The 15567-nt window shown below is 59.3% G+C and carries 15 protein-coding genes; 10 read left to right on the forward strand and 5 right to left on the reverse strand.

What is annotated here, in order from left to right:
* Window positions 1-159: 159 nt before the first annotated feature.
* The 6 genes from gcvP to MHK05_RS01920 all read left to right on the forward strand — a co-directional run bounded on the left by gcvP (window position 160) and on the right by MHK05_RS01920 (window position 7488).
* Window positions 160-3003, forward strand: a complete 2844-nt coding sequence (gcvP, locus tag MHK05_RS01895) for an aminomethyl-transferring glycine dehydrogenase (RefSeq protein ID WP_239204415.1) — start codon at window positions 160-162, stop codon at window positions 3001-3003.
* A 2-nt stretch (window positions 3004-3005) separates the two neighbouring features.
* Window positions 3006-4118, forward strand: coding sequence for a glycine cleavage system aminomethyltransferase GcvT (gene gcvT, locus MHK05_RS01900; RefSeq protein ID WP_239204417.1), 1113 nt, complete (start codon window positions 3006-3008; stop codon window positions 4116-4118).
* 35 nt (window positions 4119-4153) lie between these two features.
* A complete protein-coding gene (gcvH, locus tag MHK05_RS01905; protein ID WP_023021159.1) occupies window positions 4154-4546 on the forward strand; it encodes a glycine cleavage system protein GcvH in 393 nt (130 codons plus the stop codon).
* A gap of 79 nt (window positions 4547-4625) precedes the next feature.
* Window positions 4626-5435, forward strand: a complete 810-nt coding sequence (lipB, locus tag MHK05_RS01910; RefSeq protein WP_239204419.1) for a lipoyl(octanoyl) transferase LipB — start codon at window positions 4626-4628, stop codon at window positions 5433-5435.
* A 121-nt stretch (window positions 5436-5556) separates the two neighbouring features.
* Window positions 5557-6621, forward strand: coding sequence for a lipoyl synthase (lipA, locus tag MHK05_RS01915; RefSeq protein WP_023021157.1), 1065 nt, complete (start codon window positions 5557-5559; stop codon window positions 6619-6621).
* A gap of 81 nt (window positions 6622-6702) precedes the next feature.
* Window positions 6703-7488: a DUF4191 domain-containing protein gene (locus MHK05_RS01920; protein ID WP_239204421.1), complete on the forward strand. Its 786-nt coding sequence runs from the start codon at window positions 6703-6705 to the stop codon at window positions 7486-7488.
* Between the two features lie 76 nt (window positions 7489-7564).
* Here MHK05_RS01920 and MHK05_RS01925 read toward each other — a convergent pair whose 3' ends face one another.
* Window positions 7565-8038 carry an RDD family protein gene (locus MHK05_RS01925; RefSeq protein ID WP_023021155.1) on the reverse strand — a complete coding sequence of 158 codons (474 nt, stop codon included), beginning with the start codon at window positions 8036-8038 and terminating at the stop codon, window positions 7565-7567.
* 118 nt (window positions 8039-8156) lie between these two features.
* Here MHK05_RS01925 and glnA point away from each other — a divergent pair, with 118 nt between their 5' ends.
* The 3 genes from glnA to MHK05_RS01940 all read left to right on the forward strand — a co-directional run bounded on the left by glnA (window position 8157) and on the right by MHK05_RS01940 (window position 11242).
* A complete protein-coding gene (glnA, locus tag MHK05_RS01930) occupies window positions 8157-9590 on the forward strand; it encodes a type I glutamate--ammonia ligase (RefSeq protein WP_023021154.1) in 1434 nt (477 codons plus the stop codon).
* Window positions 9591-9831: 241 nt separating this feature from the next.
* Entirely contained in the window at window positions 9832-10797 is a 966-nt protein-coding gene (locus MHK05_RS01935; protein WP_200288844.1) for a TDT family transporter, read from the forward strand.
* 64 nt (window positions 10798-10861) lie between these two features.
* Window positions 10862-11242 carry a hypothetical protein gene (locus MHK05_RS01940; RefSeq protein ID WP_239204423.1) on the forward strand — a complete coding sequence of 127 codons (381 nt, stop codon included), beginning with the start codon at window positions 10862-10864 and terminating at the stop codon, window positions 11240-11242.
* Here MHK05_RS01940 and MHK05_RS01945 read toward each other — a convergent pair.
* Genes MHK05_RS01945 through thrC form a run of 4 tightly spaced genes read right to left on the reverse strand, consistent with a single transcriptional unit; the run spans window position 11239 to window position 14217 of the window.
* Window positions 11239-11784 (reverse strand): NUDIX hydrolase, encoded by a 546-nt coding sequence (locus MHK05_RS01945; RefSeq protein ID WP_239204425.1) that lies wholly within the window; start codon window positions 11782-11784, stop codon window positions 11239-11241. The genes MHK05_RS01940 and MHK05_RS01945 overlap by 4 nt on opposite strands.
* A gap of 29 nt (window positions 11785-11813) precedes the next feature.
* On the reverse strand, window positions 11814-12602 hold the full coding sequence (locus MHK05_RS01950) for a trypsin-like serine protease (RefSeq protein WP_239204427.1): 789 nt from the start codon (window positions 12600-12602) through the stop codon (window positions 11814-11816).
* Between the two features lie 22 nt (window positions 12603-12624).
* Complete coding sequence (locus MHK05_RS01955) at window positions 12625-12771, reverse strand: hypothetical protein (protein WP_023021149.1); 147 nt, start codon at window positions 12769-12771, stop codon at window positions 12625-12627.
* 3 nt (window positions 12772-12774) lie between these two features.
* Window positions 12775-14217, reverse strand: coding sequence for a threonine synthase (thrC, locus tag MHK05_RS01960; RefSeq protein WP_239204429.1), 1443 nt, complete (start codon window positions 14215-14217; stop codon window positions 12775-12777).
* Between the two features lie 39 nt (window positions 14218-14256).
* Here thrC and MHK05_RS01965 point away from each other — a divergent pair, with 39 nt between their 5' ends.
* A complete protein-coding gene (locus tag MHK05_RS01965) occupies window positions 14257-15564 on the forward strand; it encodes an MFS transporter (protein ID WP_049361303.1) in 1308 nt (435 codons plus the stop codon).
* The last annotated feature ends 3 nt before the right edge of the window (window positions 15565-15567 follow it).

Consider the following 15567-nt stretch of genomic DNA (forward strand, 5'->3'; position numbering starts at 1 on the left):
CGCGGGTGATCCCCCTAAGCCCGTGGTGAGCGCCTTTGGAGCCACCTTAGACAGTGATGCGGTGCATAAAAGTTTCTCAAGGGGGATCGGCTCACCCATTATTAAACATATAATTAGGACGGTTATAGCCATTGTCCCCCACTAAGGAGTCTCACTGACATGGAATTCATCTCCCGCCACCTAGGGCCGGATTCTACGGAGCAGGCAACCATGCTTGCGAAGGTAGGCTACGACAGCGTGGACGCGCTGGTCGATGCCGCCATTCCCTCCAAGATCCGCGCCGCAGAATTGCCTCAGCTTCCTGAGGCACTCTCGGAGGATGAAGCACAGGCTACGTTGCGGGAGTACGCCAACCAGAACACTGTGCTCAAGCCTTTCTATGGTCAGGGCTTTTCAGATACCCTCACCCCAGCGGTCATCCGCCGCGGTCTGCTAGAAGATGCTGGTTGGTATACCGCTTATACGCCGTACCAGCCGGAGATTTCCCAGGGGCGTCTGGAAGCGCTGCTGAATTTCCAGACCATGATTGAATCCCTCACTGGACTACCGATTGCGAATGCCTCTCTCTTGGATGAGGCTTCTGCCGCGGCTGAGGCCGTGGGCCTGATGTCCCGTGCGGTAAAGAAGGGCCGCCGTGTGGTGCTCGATTCCCGCCTGCACCCGCAGGTGCTTACCGTCGCCGCGGAACGTGCCCGCGCGATTGACCTCGAGGTGGAAATCGTGGACCTGTGCGAAGGCCTCGTGGGCGAGGATCTCATTGGTGCCGTCATTGCCTACACCGGCACCGAGGGCGATATCTTTGATCCCTCTTCCCTCATCGAGGAGCTGCATACCCGCGGCGCGCTAGCCGCTGTGGTCACCGACCCGCTTTCCCTGCTCCTCTTGGAAGGCCCTGGCTCGCTGGGCGCCGATATCGTGCTCGGTTCCTCCCAGCGCTTCGGCGTGCCGCTCTTCTTCGGTGGCCCGCACGCCGCTTATATGGCGGTTACGGAAAAACTCAAGCGGCAGATGCCTGGCCGCATCGTCGGTGTTTCTAAGGACGCGGATGGTCGCCCGGCCTACCGCTTGGCACTGCAGACTCGCGAGCAGCACATTCGCCGCGAGCGCGCCACCTCTAATATCTGTACTGCGCAGGCTTTGCTAGCTAATGTCGCCTCCATGTACGCCGTCTACCACGGTCCGCAAGGCCTCAAGGCTATCGCACAGCGCGTGCACGGGCTTGCCTCCAGCTTCGCCCAATCCGTCAAGGATGCCGGAAAGCAGCTGGTTTCTGAAGACTTCTTCGATACCGTCACCGTCGCCGGCGTGGATGCCACCAGCATCAAGGAAAACCTCCAGAAGGAGGGATACCTCGTGCGCTCGATCGGCGAGGACAAGGTATCGGTGTCCTTCGGTGAGTCGGCGACTAAGGAGGACGTCGCCAAGCTCGCCCAAGCCTTCGGCGCTGGGGCGGCTGAGACTGACTTCGACCTGCCTAAGAGCCTGCAGCGCAGCCAGGAGCCGCTCCAGCACGAGGTCTTCAACCGCATCCACTCCGAAACCCAGATGTTGCGCTACCTGCGCAAGCTGGCAGATAAGGACTTAGCACTTGACCGCACCATGATCCCGCTGGGTTCTTGCACCATGAAGCTCAACCCCACCGCCGCCATGGAGCCGATTTCCTGGCCGGAGTTTGCTGGCATCCACCCCTACGCCCCGGAAGAGACAACCGCTGGCTGGCGCGCACTGGTCGAGGAGATTGAAGGTTGGTTGGCCGAGATCACCGGCTATGCCAAGGTCTCTATCCAACCCAACGCCGGATCCCAGGGAGAGCTGGCCGGCCTTTTGGCCATCCGCCGCTACCACGTAGCCAATGGCGATAACGAGCGCGATGTAGTACTCATCCCGGCTTCTGCACATGGCACAAACGCGGCCTCGGCTACGCTGGCTAACCTGCGCGTTGTGGTGGTAAAGACCGCGGACGACGGCTCTATTGATCTGGCGGATTTGGATGAAAAGATTGCCAAGCATGGCAACCACATCGCCGGCATCATGGTGACCTACCCGTCCACCCACGGCGTCTTTGACCCAGAGGTTCGCGATGTTTGCGATAAGGTCCACGCGGTGGGCGGCCAGGTCTACATTGACGGTGCGAATATGAACGCGCTGACCGGCTGGGCCCGCCCAGGGCAGTTCGGCGGCGATGTGTCCCACCTCAACCTGCACAAGACCTTTACCATTCCGCATGGCGGTGGCGGCCCAGGCGTGGGTCCAGTAGCAGTGGCCGAGCACCTTATCCCGTTCCTGCCCACCAATGCCGCGGATCCGCAGCTGGATGCAACCACTGCTACCCCGGTTGGGCAAGGCGTGCCTATCACCAGTACCAAGTACGGCTCGGCCGGAGTGCTGCCGATTTCCTGGGCATACCTAGCTATGAGCGGCGCGCAGGGACTTGCTCAAGCCTCCGCCCACGCAATTTTGGGCGCAAATTACCTGGCCAAGTCTCTGGAAGATTCCTTCCCCGTGCTCTACACCGGCAATGCTGGCTTAGTGGCCCATGAATGCATCCTGGATCTGCGCGCGCTTACCGACGCCTCTGGGGTCACCGCCGCGGACGTCGCCAAGCGCCTCGTAGACTTTGGCTTCCACGCCCCGACCCTGGCTTTCCCGGTGGCCGGCACCCTCATGGTGGAGCCCACCGAGTCCGAGGACTTGGGCGAGCTGGATCGCTTCATCGAGGCAATGCGCACCATCCGCGCCGAGATCCAGGAAATCATCGACGGCCAGGTGTCCTACGAAGGCTCCGTCATCCACCATGCTCCGTTTACCGCGGAGTCCGTTAGCGCCGATACGTGGGACTTTGTCTTCAGCCGAGAAAAGGCCGCTTGGCCAGTGAAATCCCTGCGCCAGAGCTACAAGTACTTCCCGCCGGTGCGCCGCATCGACGAGGCCTATGGTGATCGCAACTTGGTCTGCAGCTGCCCGCCGCCGGAAGCATTCGATATCGACGATTCTGAGGAGTAAACATGACCGAACTACTTACCTCCCCACTCAATGCCGAGCACGAGAAACTCGGCGCCACCTTTACGGCCTTCGGCCCATGGAACATGCCGCTGAAGTACCAGAACGAGCTAGACGAGCACCGCGCCGTACGCAACAGCGCTGGTCTCTTTGACCTGTCTCATATGGGCGAAATCTGGGTCAACGGCGCTGATGCCGGCAAGTTCTTGTCTTATGCCTTCATCTCCAACTTTGAGCCCCTCAAGGTGGGCAAGGCCAAGTACTCCATGATCACCGCCGAGGACGGCGGCATCATCGATGACCTCATCACCTACCGCTTTGAGGAAGATAAATTCCTCGTCGTCCCGAATGCCGGCAACGCCGATACCGTGTGGGACGAGCTCAACAAGCGCGCCGAGGGCTTCGATGTCACCTTGAAGAACGAATCCCGTGACGTGGCCATGATCGCCGTCCAGGGCCCTAAGGCCGCAGAAATCCTCGTCCCATTGGTGGAAGACAATAAGCAGGACGAGGTCTATAACCTCGGCTATTACGCCGCCACCATGGGTAAGGTGGCGCGCACCTTCGCCATCATCGCGCGCACCGGCTACACCGGTGAGGATGGCTTCGAGCTCATTGTGTACAACTCCGATGCCGCGCAGCTGTGGGAAGAGCTGCTCAAGGCCGGTGCAGAATACGACCTCAAGCCGTGCGGCCTCGCCGCCCGCGATTCCCTGCGCCTCGAGGCCGGCATGCCTCTTTACGGCAACGAGCTCTCCCGCGACATCACCCCGGTAGAGGCGGGCATGGCCCGTGCCTTTGCCAAAAAGGAAGCCGATTTCGTCGGCTCCGAGGTCATCCGCCAGCGCGCCGCAGAAGGCCCGCAGGTAGCGATCGCCGGTCTCACCTCCGAGCAGCGCCGCGCAGCGCGTGCCGGTGCCGAGGTATTCGTGGGCGATGAGAAGGTAGGCACGGTCACCTCCGGCCAGCCTTCCCCCACTCTGGGACACCCAGTGGCCATCGCGCTGCTGGATACCAGCGCGAACCTCGAGCCCGGCTCCGCTGTAGAGGTGGAGATTCGCGGTAAGCGCTATCCTTTTGAAGTAACCGCGTTGCCGTTCTATAAGCGCGATAAGTAAGCATCCTTCAACCAGCCCGAAAGGACTACATCACCATGGCTAACCTTCCTCAAGATTTCTCCTACTCCGAAGACCACGAGTGGGTCAACGCTGCCGCCGATGCTGTTGCTGGCGCTACCGTGCGCATCGGCATTACTTCCGTGGCTGCTGACCGCCTCGGTGAGGTCGTCTTCGCCGAACTGCCGGAGGTAGGCGATACCGTTACCGCCGGCGAGTCTTGTGGCGAGGTCGAATCCACGAAGTCCGTCTCTGACCTCTACTCCCCTGTCACCGGCACCGTAAAGGCCGTCAACGAGGATGTGCACGACGACTACGCTGTCATCAACAACGACCCGTTCGGCGAGGGCTGGCTCTTCGAGGTTGAGGTTGATGAGGCCGGCGAGCTCATGGATGCTGCCGCTTATGCATCCGCCAACGGCCTAGATTAATTCGACCCCACGCGGGAGGGTGTGCCACGCGCACCCTCCCGCTTTGCTTTGCCCACCGCACCAGAGGAAACTTTTGGCTATGACTGCACCACGCGATCCTTTCTTCCCCGCCGAGCGCTCTATCCGCGCCTCCGATAAACCACTAGAGGTCCGTTTCTTGGGCCGGATGGACTACCAGGAGGCCTGGGACTACCAGGCCGAGGTAGCAGCCGCGCGCGCCAAGGGGGAACAAGACGATGTGGTGCTCGTAGTCGAACACCCCAATATCTATACCGCCGGCAAGCGCACCCAACCGGAAGATATGCCAGATAACGGTCTGCCCGTTATCACCGTTGACCGTGGCGGGCGCATCACCTGGCATGGCGAAGGCCAGCTGGTCATCTACTCCATTATCAAATTGGCCGAGCCCGTCGACGTCGTCGACTATGTCCGCCGCCTCGAGGAGGCCACCATCCAGACGGTCCGCCAGATGGGGGTAACCACCGCCGGGCGCATCGATGGCCGCTCGGGCGTGTGGGTTCCTTCCACTACCGAAGCCAAGGATCCCTCCGCTCCAAAGCGTGACCGCAAGATTGCCGCTCTTGGAATCCGCATTACTCGCGGGGTGACCATGCACGGTTTGGCGCTTAACTGCTGCAATACGCTGGAATACTACGACCACATCGTGGCATGTGGCATCGATGACGCCGATGTCACCACCCTATCGCTGGAGCTCGGACGCCAGGTCAGCCTCGAGGATGCCACCCAACCGCTTTTGCAGGCGCTTGATGACGCCCTCTCGGGCCGCCTCATTGTCGCCGACCACACCTTTGGCTCAGCCCCTGATCCCACGAAGTTAGCGAATGAAAGGGCTAGACAGAGGCGTCGGCAAGCGCGGCAAGAACCCTAGTTTGGGGCTGGCGCGGAATAGGATGTGACCGCGGCGACTTATACCTAGAAGAGCTATTAGCCATCACCACCATCAACCGATAAAGTGAGTTTTTGTGACTGTTAAGCCTGAAGGACGCAAGATGCTCCGCATTGAAAAGAAGAATGCGGAGTCACCCATCGAACAAAAGCCACGCTGGATCCGCAACCAGGTTCGCACTGGCCCGGGCTATGAGGACATGAAGTCCCGCGTGGCTGGGGCCTCCCTGCACACCGTGTGCCAGGAGGCAGGTTGCCCGAATATCCACGAGTGCTGGGAATCCCGCGAGGCTACCTTCCTCATCGGTGGCGATAAGTGCACCCGCCGCTGCGACTTCTGCGATATTGCCACCGGCAAGCCGGAAGAACTAGACCGCGATGAACCGCGCCGCGTAGCCGAAAATATCCGGGAAATGGACCTTAACTACACCACCATTACCGGTGTTACCCGCGATGATCTCCCCGATGAGGGTGCATGGCTCTACGCCGAGGTCGTGCGCAAGATTCACGAGCTTAACCCCCACACCGGCGTGGAAAACCTCACCCCGGATTTCTCTGGCAAGCCAGACCTGCTGGAGGAGGTCTTCGAGGCCAAGCCGGAGGTCTTCGCGCACAACCTGGAGACCGTGCCGCGCATCTTTAAGCGCATCCGCCCGGCCTTCCGCTACGAGCGCTCCTTGGACGTCATCCGCCAGGCACATGATTATGGCCTCATTACCAAGTCCAACCTGATTTTGGGCATGGGCGAGACCGAGGAAGAGGTCGAGGAAGCTTTACGTGACCTGCGCTCTGCTGGCTGCGATATCATCACCATCACCCAGTACCTGCGCCCCGGCCCGCGCTTCCACCCGATTGAGCGCTGGGTGCGCCCAGAGGAGTTTGTGGCTCACTCCAAGCTGGCAAAGGAGCTCGGCTTCGGCGGCGTCATGTCCGGCCCACTGGTGCGCTCGTCCTACCGCGCCGGCCGTCTCTACGTGCAGGCCATGGAAAAGCGCGGCTTCGAGCTGCCGGAAAACCTCAAGCATTTGGCGGAAACCTCCCAGGGTGCTACCGCCCAAGAGGCCTCCACCCTGCTGGAGAAATACGGCCCATCGGAAGAAACACCCGTGACCACCCGCATGGCCAAGGCTCCGGCTAATGCGAATTCGGCGGCGGCCACCGTCCGCTAAACCACACGTTTTCATAACGGCCTGCGCTTTCCGCGTGGGCCGTTTTAACATTCATGCCCATTGACCTTTAAAGTAGGAGCCATGGCGAAAGATGACAAGGCAGCACTAAAGGCTGCAAAGAAGCAAGAACGCGCGGCCAAGCGCCAGCAGCGTAAGCAAACCTGGTCCCAAATGTGGCAAGCATTTAATATGCAGCGCAAGCAGGATAAGGCGCTTATCCCCATCATGCTGGGCGCCTTCCTGGGCATGGGCTTGCTCTTCTTCCTGATCGGCTCGCTTTTCAACGGCCAGTGGTTCATGCTCATCCTGGGCTTGGGCATCGGCGCGCTGCTCGCAATGTTCCTATTTACCCGCCGCCTTGAGCGCGATATGTACAAGCGCGTGGAAGACCAGCCGGGTGTTGCGGGCTGGGCACTCGAGCAGCAGCTGCGCAATACCGTGGGCATCGTCTGGTCCGTCAAAACCGGCGTGGCCGCCACCCGCCAGCAGGATCTTATCCACCGCGTCATCGGCAATGCCGGCGTCATCTTCGTGTGCGAGGGCAATAAGAATCGCGTGCGCCCTACCCTCAACCAGCTTAAGAAGCGCGTAGACAAGATCGCCGGCGGCGTTCCCATCTACGAGATCTTCGTAGGCAACGGCGAGGACGAGGTCCCCGTATCCAAGCTGCGCAATAAGGTCATGAAGCTGCCGCGCAACTTCAATAAGAACGAGACCTATGAAAACATCCGCCGAATCGAAGCCATGGATTCCATGCCGGGCACCACCCCGGGCATGCCCAAGGGTCCAATGCCCCACCAGGCGCAGAACATGGCCGGCATGAACCGCCGCATGCGCCGCGCCCAGCAGCGCAAAAAGAATAAGTAGGGCGCCTAAAGCGAATCCCTGCCGCACCATATGAGGTGTGGCAGGGATTTTCTCTTGCCCGGAAAATCCGGGCGACTTAGGAGCGAATAACGATGGTACCGGTGGCGCGGTCATGCATTCCGCGTCCATCCGCATCAACCATGGCTGCTGGGAACAGCACACCGGTGAGCACCGTGCGCAACGCCGCGCGCCATAGGCCCACGCGGGCGCCGGGGACGTCGAGTCGCGCCACGCCCATACCCAACAGCAGCATGCCGGGGGTGCGAGCAAAGAGCCAACCACACACGATGCCCATGATGACCCAGAGGGCGTAGCCCAAGAAAGCCACACCGCCGAGTTCCGTGGTGAACATGTGGATCAGGTTGGCGATGAGCATGCACACGATCCAGTCAATCGCCACAGCGCCGGCGCGGCGGCCAACGGAAGCTAGTGACCCCGGTCCGGACTCCGGAAGACCCAGCTTTTCTCCCGGCCAGCGACCGGGGCCTTCCATATCATCGTATTCGCCCGGAATATTTGGACCGTCGAGCCACGTACGCTTATCTGCCATGCTCACCAATCTAGCGGGCGGAAAGTGAGATGTGAAACGAGGGGAATCGCGATGCCTAAGGCGAGAACCTAGTAGGCTATAGAGAGACAATTCACCGGTCAACAACGAGGAGACAAACGTGTCTTTCGAGACAGTGCAGGACATCGTCCAATTTATTCAGGACGAGGACGTAAAATTCGTCGATATCCGTTTTACGGACGTCCCAGGCACCGAGCACCACTTTTCCATCCCAGCAGAAGAGTTCACCGTAGAAGATGCCGAAAGCGGCCTCGCTTTCGACGGCTCCTCTATCCGCGGATTCACCACCATCGATGAGTCCGATATGACCCTGCTGCCGGATCCAGCCACCGCGCATATTGATCCGTTCCGCACGGCCAAGACCCTGAATATCAAGTTCTTCGTCCACGACCCATTTACCTTTGAACCGTTCTCCCGCGACCCGCGCAACATCGCGCGCAAGGCGGAAGAGTACCTGCAGTCCACCGGCATCGCCGATACCTGCAACTTTGGCGCTGAGGCCGAGTTCTACCTCTTTGACTCCGTACGCTTTGGCACCGACGTCCAGCACGGCTTTTACGAGGTTGATTCCGATGAAGGTTGGTGGAACCGCGATAGCGAAACCAACTTCGACGGCACCCCGAACACCGGCTACAAGACCCGCCTGAAGGGCGGCTACTTCCCCACCGCGCCGTATGACAAGCACGGTGAAGTGCGCGACGCCATGGTGGAAAACCTGCAAAAGGTAGGCTTCCACATCGAGCGCTTCCACCACGAGGTGGGCGCCGGCCAGAACGAAATCAACTACCGCTTCAATTCCATGTTGCACGCGGGCGATGACATTCAGACCTTCAAGTACGTGGTCAAGCAGACCGCAGCGCAGTGGGGCAAGACCGCCACCTTCATGCCCAAGCCGTTGGCTGGCGATAATGGTTCCGGCATGCACGCCCACATGTCCCTGTGGAAGGACGGCAAGCCGCTGTTCCACGATGAAGCCGGCTACGCAGGTCTTTCCGATATCGCCCGCTACTATATTGGCGGCATCCTCCACCACGCTGGTGCTGTGCTTGCGTTCACCAACCCAACGCTGAACTCCTATCACCGTCTGGTCCCAGGCTTCGAAGCTCCGATTAACCTGGTCTACTCCCAGCGCAATCGCTCCGCTGCAATCCGTATCCCGATTACCGGTTCCAACCCGAAGGCTAAGCGCATCGAATTCCGCGCTCCGGACCCATCCGGCAACCCGTACTTGGGCTTTGCCGCCATGATGATGGCCGGCATCGACGGCGTAAAGAACCGCATCGAGCCACACGCTCCGGTAGATAAGGACCTCTACGAGCTGCCGCCTGCAGAAGCTGAATCCATCCCGCAGGCCCCGACCTCCCTCGAGGCTTCCCTCAAGGCCCTGCAGGAGGACATGGACTTCCTCACCGAAGGCGATGTTTTCACCGAGGATCTCATCGAGACCTACATCAACTACAAATACGAGAACGAGATTAACCCCGTTCGCCTGCGCCCGACCCCGCAGGAATTTGAGATGTATTTCGATTGCTAAAGCTGCGCTAGCCAGCGTCCTATAGGGGACGAAAGGGCACGCGCCTACAAAGCTCAGTCCCGAGACCTTCAGTGGGTGTCGGGACTTGCTTTTTCTAAGCCGACCCCGCGAGATGCGATCGATGCCACAAGATGATCTAGGCTTGACCCCCGCCCCTAAATCCATACTTAGCGAGAGTTCTCACCAGCCCAAACGAGAGCAAAATTCTGATAACCCGACCGAAAGAAATTAACATGTGGGTGTGACTGATAGATTCCGCCAACTCCCAGCCCCTGGCCCCGCGTGGGGAGGCAGCCTCATGGGCACCTCCATCGTTTCGCGCCTACTCGTGGAAGAAGGCATGATGATCCTGGCCGGCATTTTTGCCGCCATTGCGTGCGTCATCTTTGTCGTCCTCACCGCGGGTTTCTTGCGCTACCGCCATCCCAGCTTCGAGCGCACCACAATGGCGGAATGGTCGATGTTTTTCATCGGAATCTTGGCGCTCGGCGCCGCGCTTTCCGGGCTCACGGACATTCCTACTTTCCGCCTCATAGGCTTTTGGATCGGTGGCCCAATTACGGTTATCACGTGGGCTATCCAGCTCACACGCTTTGATGGCGAGCCGAAGTTCACCTGGGGCCTGCCACTGGTTGGCCCCATGATTTCGGCCTCGGTTTCTGGTTGGCTGGCTCACGATTACGGCCAGTTCTACCACGTAATGGGCACGATATTTTTCTTCATGTCCCTGGTAACGGCGGTGCCGACCTTTGCTCGCGTGTACTGGGCCGCATGGCACGGGAAGGTGGATTTTACCGGCGCGAAATCAGCCACTGCCTGGGTACCACTAGGCGTGGTAGGCCAGTCCACCACGGCTATGCAGATTCTTTTCCCCGGCCCGGTATCCATCTATTACGGCCTGACTGCCCTCATCATCGCCATTCCGCTATCCATCTACGCGATGTTTACCTTCTATCCCAATGTAGCTCGGTGGGTCCCCTATTCCCCTGCCTGGTGGTCGTGCACCTTCCCGCCGGGAACCGTCAGCATGGGCGGCCACCAGCTGGCATTGGTCAATGGCTCCGAGCTTATCGACGCCATTGCGCTCACCATCCCGGTTCTCCTCACCGCGCACTGGATGCTGTGCTCCACCCGCTTCCTGAGCTGGGTATGGGAAGGCAAAAAGCAAACAGGCCCTGAAGAGCCACTTATCACTACAGGCCAATAAAAGGAGCAACCGCTATGCGAGATGCCAGCTTTGAAGGTGGGAAGCGCCGCAACGGTCGCCGCTGATGTATAGTTCCTCCCCCATCACCTTCATCGCTTGGGAATGCGCGGACCTGACTGCAGTAAGACAGGTACTCGCCGGCGTGCAGCGAAACGGCATCTATCTCTACGGCGAGCACCTGCTCTTGGAGACGTCGTGGCTGGGCCAAGGCGCACGGGACTTCTACGCCACAGCATGGCGCTGGAGTGCAGATGATTGCCCGCTTTTCTATGAGTTGGCGCGACAGGGCAAGGTCCTCATCACCATTAATACTGCGGTGATTGCCTGCGGCGATAAAGAAGACATCGCCACGGCGCGCGACTGCATTGCACAAGACCTCATCGCCACCCGCAATCCGCAGCATCTGTGCAAGCTGCTTGCCGACGCCGCAACAAAGCCGACCTAAAGCCCTGGTTGCTCGCTGCGCTTCATCCAGCCCATACGTGGAACAAAGCCGCGGGGATGTTTCATCTGGGCTACTGCGTCAGCAATCATGAGGCGGTGGCGGCGCGAAACGCTATCGGGAAGCTTCGCCACCGAGAACCAATCCGCCTCGGTATTTTCTTCATCACTGATGACCGGCTCTGCGCCCTCTGCTACCGATACACGCAGCGCCGTTCCCATGAAGGTGCACTCATCGCCATTGGGATAGGTCACTGGGCCGGTTTGCCCTACGCCCAAAAGCGCTTCCACCTTGGCCTCGAGTCCGACTTCTTCTTTGACCTCTCGCAGCGCAGTGGTGGTAATTTCCTCGCCCGGCTCACAGATTCCTTCCACCGGTGTCCACACACCATTATCGGAGCGCTTGACTAGGAGCACGGAAGGAACCTCCCACAATGCGGCATCTGCGGGTACATCGCGGAGGAGAATGGCGCTACAGGCCGGCACGAAGATCTGATCGTGACCAATCTTTTCGCGCAGCTGAACAATGAAATCTGGAGTCGGCATGCCACCTAGGGTAGACCAGTGCCGCCGATCTAGGCCATCGGGCCCAACACCTTTTTGGCAAGCCGTTGAATATCGGTAGCCAAGGTGAAAGTCAGCTCCATATCCGTCTGTGTGTTCTCGCAGGAGCGCCCTTCTTCGAGGGATTGCGTCGTTCCGGAGACCACGCCCACGATGGTCTGTTTGCCTTCTACCTCGCCATAGACCGGCCCGCCCGAATCGCCATTGGTACTGCACACATGTGCCCGTGCAGCAAGCGAATCCCACTGGCGGTCCTGCCAGGTAAGCTGCGCAATTTCCGCATCATGGGATAGCGATCCACACGTCTCATTAGTAACCACGCCCAGCTTGCACACCTTCTGCGGCAGATGAGCCAGGGAGGTGGCGACGGTATTGTCTACTTCCCCGGGGATATAGTAATCAGCACTGCCGGTGATTTCGATAAAAGCTACGTCGAGGTCATAACTCTTTTCGGCGTAGATATCAGAATAAATGACCTCACCAATGGGCTCGGCGGGATATTTGAACTCACCGTCGGCAGAGCCAGCCCAGACCTTATCGTGAGGTTTGCCGCAATGGCCGGCGGTAACGGCGATGGTGCGGGCGTCGGCAAGCGTAAATGACCATGCCGCCGTACAAGAGTGGTACTGGAAATAAGCACCCGGCTGCGGGTCATCGCCGGAGAGCTCAAGAGCCGTGCCCGGCGCGATAGGCGCCACGGCCGGGGAATAGACCTCATTAGGAATGAGGTTTTTATAAGACAGGGCAGAAAAACTTGGTTCTTCCCCACCCCGAATCGGGCTGCAGGCCGCGAGGAGCACGGCCGTGCAGACTGCACCAACGCTAGTTGCTATCCGCGCCCGCATCCCCGGCGTCGTCCTTAGCGTCTTCATCCTTAGCCATCTCCGCCTGGGCCTTGAGATCGCGGATGAACTTTTCTGGGTCAAACTCGGTGTAGTGTTCCGGGCCGGCAAAATTTTCTAGGGCCATGAGCTAAACCTCCGTTTTCTGAATCGACGTGGTGATGTAATCCTTGACCACCGCAGCATCATTGGGCAAGTCCTTAACATGCCGCTCAGTATCGAGAATGCCAGCAAAACGCTCAGGCGGCTCGGGGGCAGAGCCAATGGCCTCTGTGATGGTCTCTGCAAACTTCACCGGCAGTGCAGTCTCCAAGCATACGATGGGCGTCTCCACGCCTTCGCGCTGCGCCCCGCGGGCGACCTTAATGCCATCGGCCGTGTGCGGATCCACCAGGTAGTTGAAACGCTCGTGCACGTCTTTGATGGTGGCGAGGCGATCGGCGTGGGTGGAGGAGCCGGATAGGAATCCGTACTCTTGACCGGCTGCGGCGATCTTCTCTTGGTTGAGGCTGAAACCGCCCTCTTTGACCTTCGTGCCAAAAAGCTCCGCTGCTTGGGCTGCATCGCGGCCGAGCAAGTCGAACACAAACCGCTCAAAATTAGAGGCACGCGAGATATCCATCGACGGCGAAGACGTAGCCACGGTTTCTGCGGCAGGGCGCGGACGGTAGTTTCCTGTGCGGAAAAACTCATCTAGCACGTCATTTTCATTGGTAGCCACGATGAGGCGATCGATGGGAAGCCCCATCTGGCGGGCGATGTGGCCGGCGCAGATATCGCCAAAGTTGCCGGTAGGAACGCTGAAGGAAACCTTCTGCTCGGCATTGTCGGTGACCTTCAGCCAGCAGGAGATGTAGTAGACCACCTGGGCCATAAGCCGCGCCCAGTTAATGGAATTGACCGCACCGATACGGTAGGTGGACTTAAAGTCGGCATCTCCCGAGACCGCCTTGACCACATCCTGGCAATCATCAAAGACGCCATCAAGGGCGATATTGAAGATATTCGGGTCATCCAGGCCAAACATCTGTGCCTGCTGGAAGGCCGTCATGCGGCCGGCCGGGGTGAGCATAAAAACGCGAATGCCCTGGCGACCTCGCATCGCATACTCTGCTGAAGAACCCGTATCACCAGAGGTGGCGCCCAAAATATTCAGCGTCTCGCCGCGGCGGGCGAGCTCATATTCAAAAAGCTCCCCCAAAAGCTGCATGGCCATGTCTTTAAATGCCGCAGTAGGTCCTTCAGAAAGGTGCCCGATAAAAAGGCCCTCTCCCAGTTCGGTAACGGGGACGATCTCTGGGTCTGCAAACTTGGGGCTGGTATAGGCCCGGGCAGCGATATCCTCGATATCTTGCGCCGGAATATCGTCAATGAAAAGCTTGAGCACCTCGGCCGCGAGTGCCGCATAGCCTTCATCCGCAAGGAGCGTGCGCCATGAATCTAAAGTGTCGAAATCCAACTGCGGGTAGCTCTCTGGCAGGTACAAACCTCCATCGGGGGCAAGCCCGCCAAGGAGAATATCCGTAAAAGATGCGGGCTGACGGGCGGTATCGCGGGTCGAAATATACTTCACACAAAAGAATCTTAGTAGTTAAGGCGTAAGGTATCAGCCATGTCGCAGCCGAATCCCAGAGAAGTCATTACCACTCAAGCTTTAGGCATTTGGGTGGCCGCCATGGCGGTCTACCTCGTAGCGATTACTGGCCGTACCTCTTTTGGCGTGGCCGGCCTGGACGCTATTGAGCGCTTCGATGTTGATGCCGGCCGTATCGCGGTCTTTACCTCCGTGCAGCTGGGCGTGTATGCCCTAGCCCAAATTCCTACCGGCATATTGATCGATAAATTTGGCCCACGCCTGCTCCTGGTAGTCGGCGCCGTCATCATGGGCATCGGTCAGGTTGTGCTGGGTTTTACCACGAGCTACGGCGTAGCCATCGCTGCCCGCATACTTATTGGCGCGGGCGATGCCACGGCGTTTCTCTCCGTGATGCGCATCCTTCCCTATTGGTTCCCGCTGCACCGCACGCCTATGTTTACCCAGGTGACCTCGTCGCTCGGGCAAATGGGCCAATTCATCTCCGCAGTGCCTTTCTTGTGGTTGCTGGGCGCAGCCGGCTGGACCGCCGCCTTCGTTACCCTTGGTGCGGTGGGCATTCTCGTGGCCATCGCCGCGATTGTGGCGGTGGCAGATTCACCGGAAAAGCTGGGCATTATCCCCACGGAAAAAGAACCGCCCAACTCTCAGGCCACCAGCATCCCGGCGCGCCTGAAGAAAGTATTCCGCTCCCCAGTGGCATGGCAGGCCTACTTCATTCACTACATCGGTATGCTCCCGCTCATCGTCTTTGTCATGCTCTGGGGAATGCCCATGATGACCCAAGGAATGGAGCTATCCAAGGCGAAGTCCAGCCTGGTGCTTACCTTGTTGGCGGTATTTTTGGTCCTCGTCGGCCCATTGCACGGCAAGATTTCCTCCCGCGCACAGCATATTCGCCCGTGGCTCAGCCTGGGTTTTGTAGCGGTCCACGTTCTGACCTGGCTCATTTTCTTTACCTTCGGCACCGACAGTGGTCTGGCCGCGATTTTGGTGGTGTCCTTCGTTACCGCGCTCTGCACGCCGACGGCTAACTATGGCTTCGATATCGTGCGCGAGCGCATGGATCGATCCGTGGTGGCCACTGCTACGGGCCTGGGCAATATGGGCGGGTTTACCTCCGGCATGCTGGGCGCTCAGCTCTTCGGCATGGTGCTGGACCATTCCTCTGCTGCCCCTAACTACTCCATGCCGGATTTCACTGCAGCCTCCGCGGCGGTGCTAGCCGTGTGGGTGGTCGGCATGATTGGTGTGGTAGTCACCCACTTCCTGCGGCGCCGCGCTGGCGAGGATGGGCCTTCTGTTACCATCGTGGAGGTTTCTTAAAGG

Origin of the sequence: Corynebacterium nasorum, from assembly GCF_022347325.1 — a bacterium.
Classification (GTDB): Bacteria; Actinomycetota; Actinomycetes; order Mycobacteriales; family Mycobacteriaceae; genus Corynebacterium; species Corynebacterium kefirresidentii.

Bases quoted from the DNA above. Each gene is read 5' to 3' on its own strand.
- gcvP (WP_239204415.1), top strand. From the start codon at position 160: ATGGAATTCATCTCCCGCCACCTAGGGCCGGATTCTACGGAGCAGGCA.
- gcvT (WP_239204417.1), top strand. From the start codon at position 3,006: ATGACCGAACTACTTACCTCCCCACTCAATGCCGAGCACGAGAAACTC.
- lipB (WP_239204419.1), top strand. From the start codon at position 4,626: ATGACTGCACCACGCGATCCTTTCTTCCCCGCCGAGCGCTCTATCCGC.
- MHK05_RS01925 (WP_023021155.1), bottom strand. From the start codon at position 8,038: ATGGCAGATAAGCGTACGTGGCTCGACGGTCCAAATATTCCGGGCGAA.
- MHK05_RS01920 (WP_239204421.1), top strand. From the start codon at position 6,703: ATGGCGAAAGATGACAAGGCAGCACTAAAGGCTGCAAAGAAGCAAGAA.
- gcvH (WP_023021159.1), top strand. From the start codon at position 4,154: ATGGCTAACCTTCCTCAAGATTTCTCCTACTCCGAAGACCACGAGTGG.
- MHK05_RS01940 (WP_239204423.1), top strand. From the start codon at position 10,862: ATGTATAGTTCCTCCCCCATCACCTTCATCGCTTGGGAATGCGCGGAC.
- MHK05_RS01965 (WP_049361303.1), top strand. From the start codon at position 14,257: ATGTCGCAGCCGAATCCCAGAGAAGTCATTACCACTCAAGCTTTAGGC.
- lipA (WP_023021157.1), top strand. From the start codon at position 5,557: ATGCTCCGCATTGAAAAGAAGAATGCGGAGTCACCCATCGAACAAAAG.
- MHK05_RS01955 (WP_023021149.1), bottom strand. From the start codon at position 12,771: ATGGCCCTAGAAAATTTTGCCGGCCCGGAACACTACACCGAGTTTGAC.
- MHK05_RS01945 (WP_239204425.1), bottom strand. From the start codon at position 11,784: ATGCCGACTCCAGATTTCATTGTTCAGCTGCGCGAAAAGATTGGTCAC.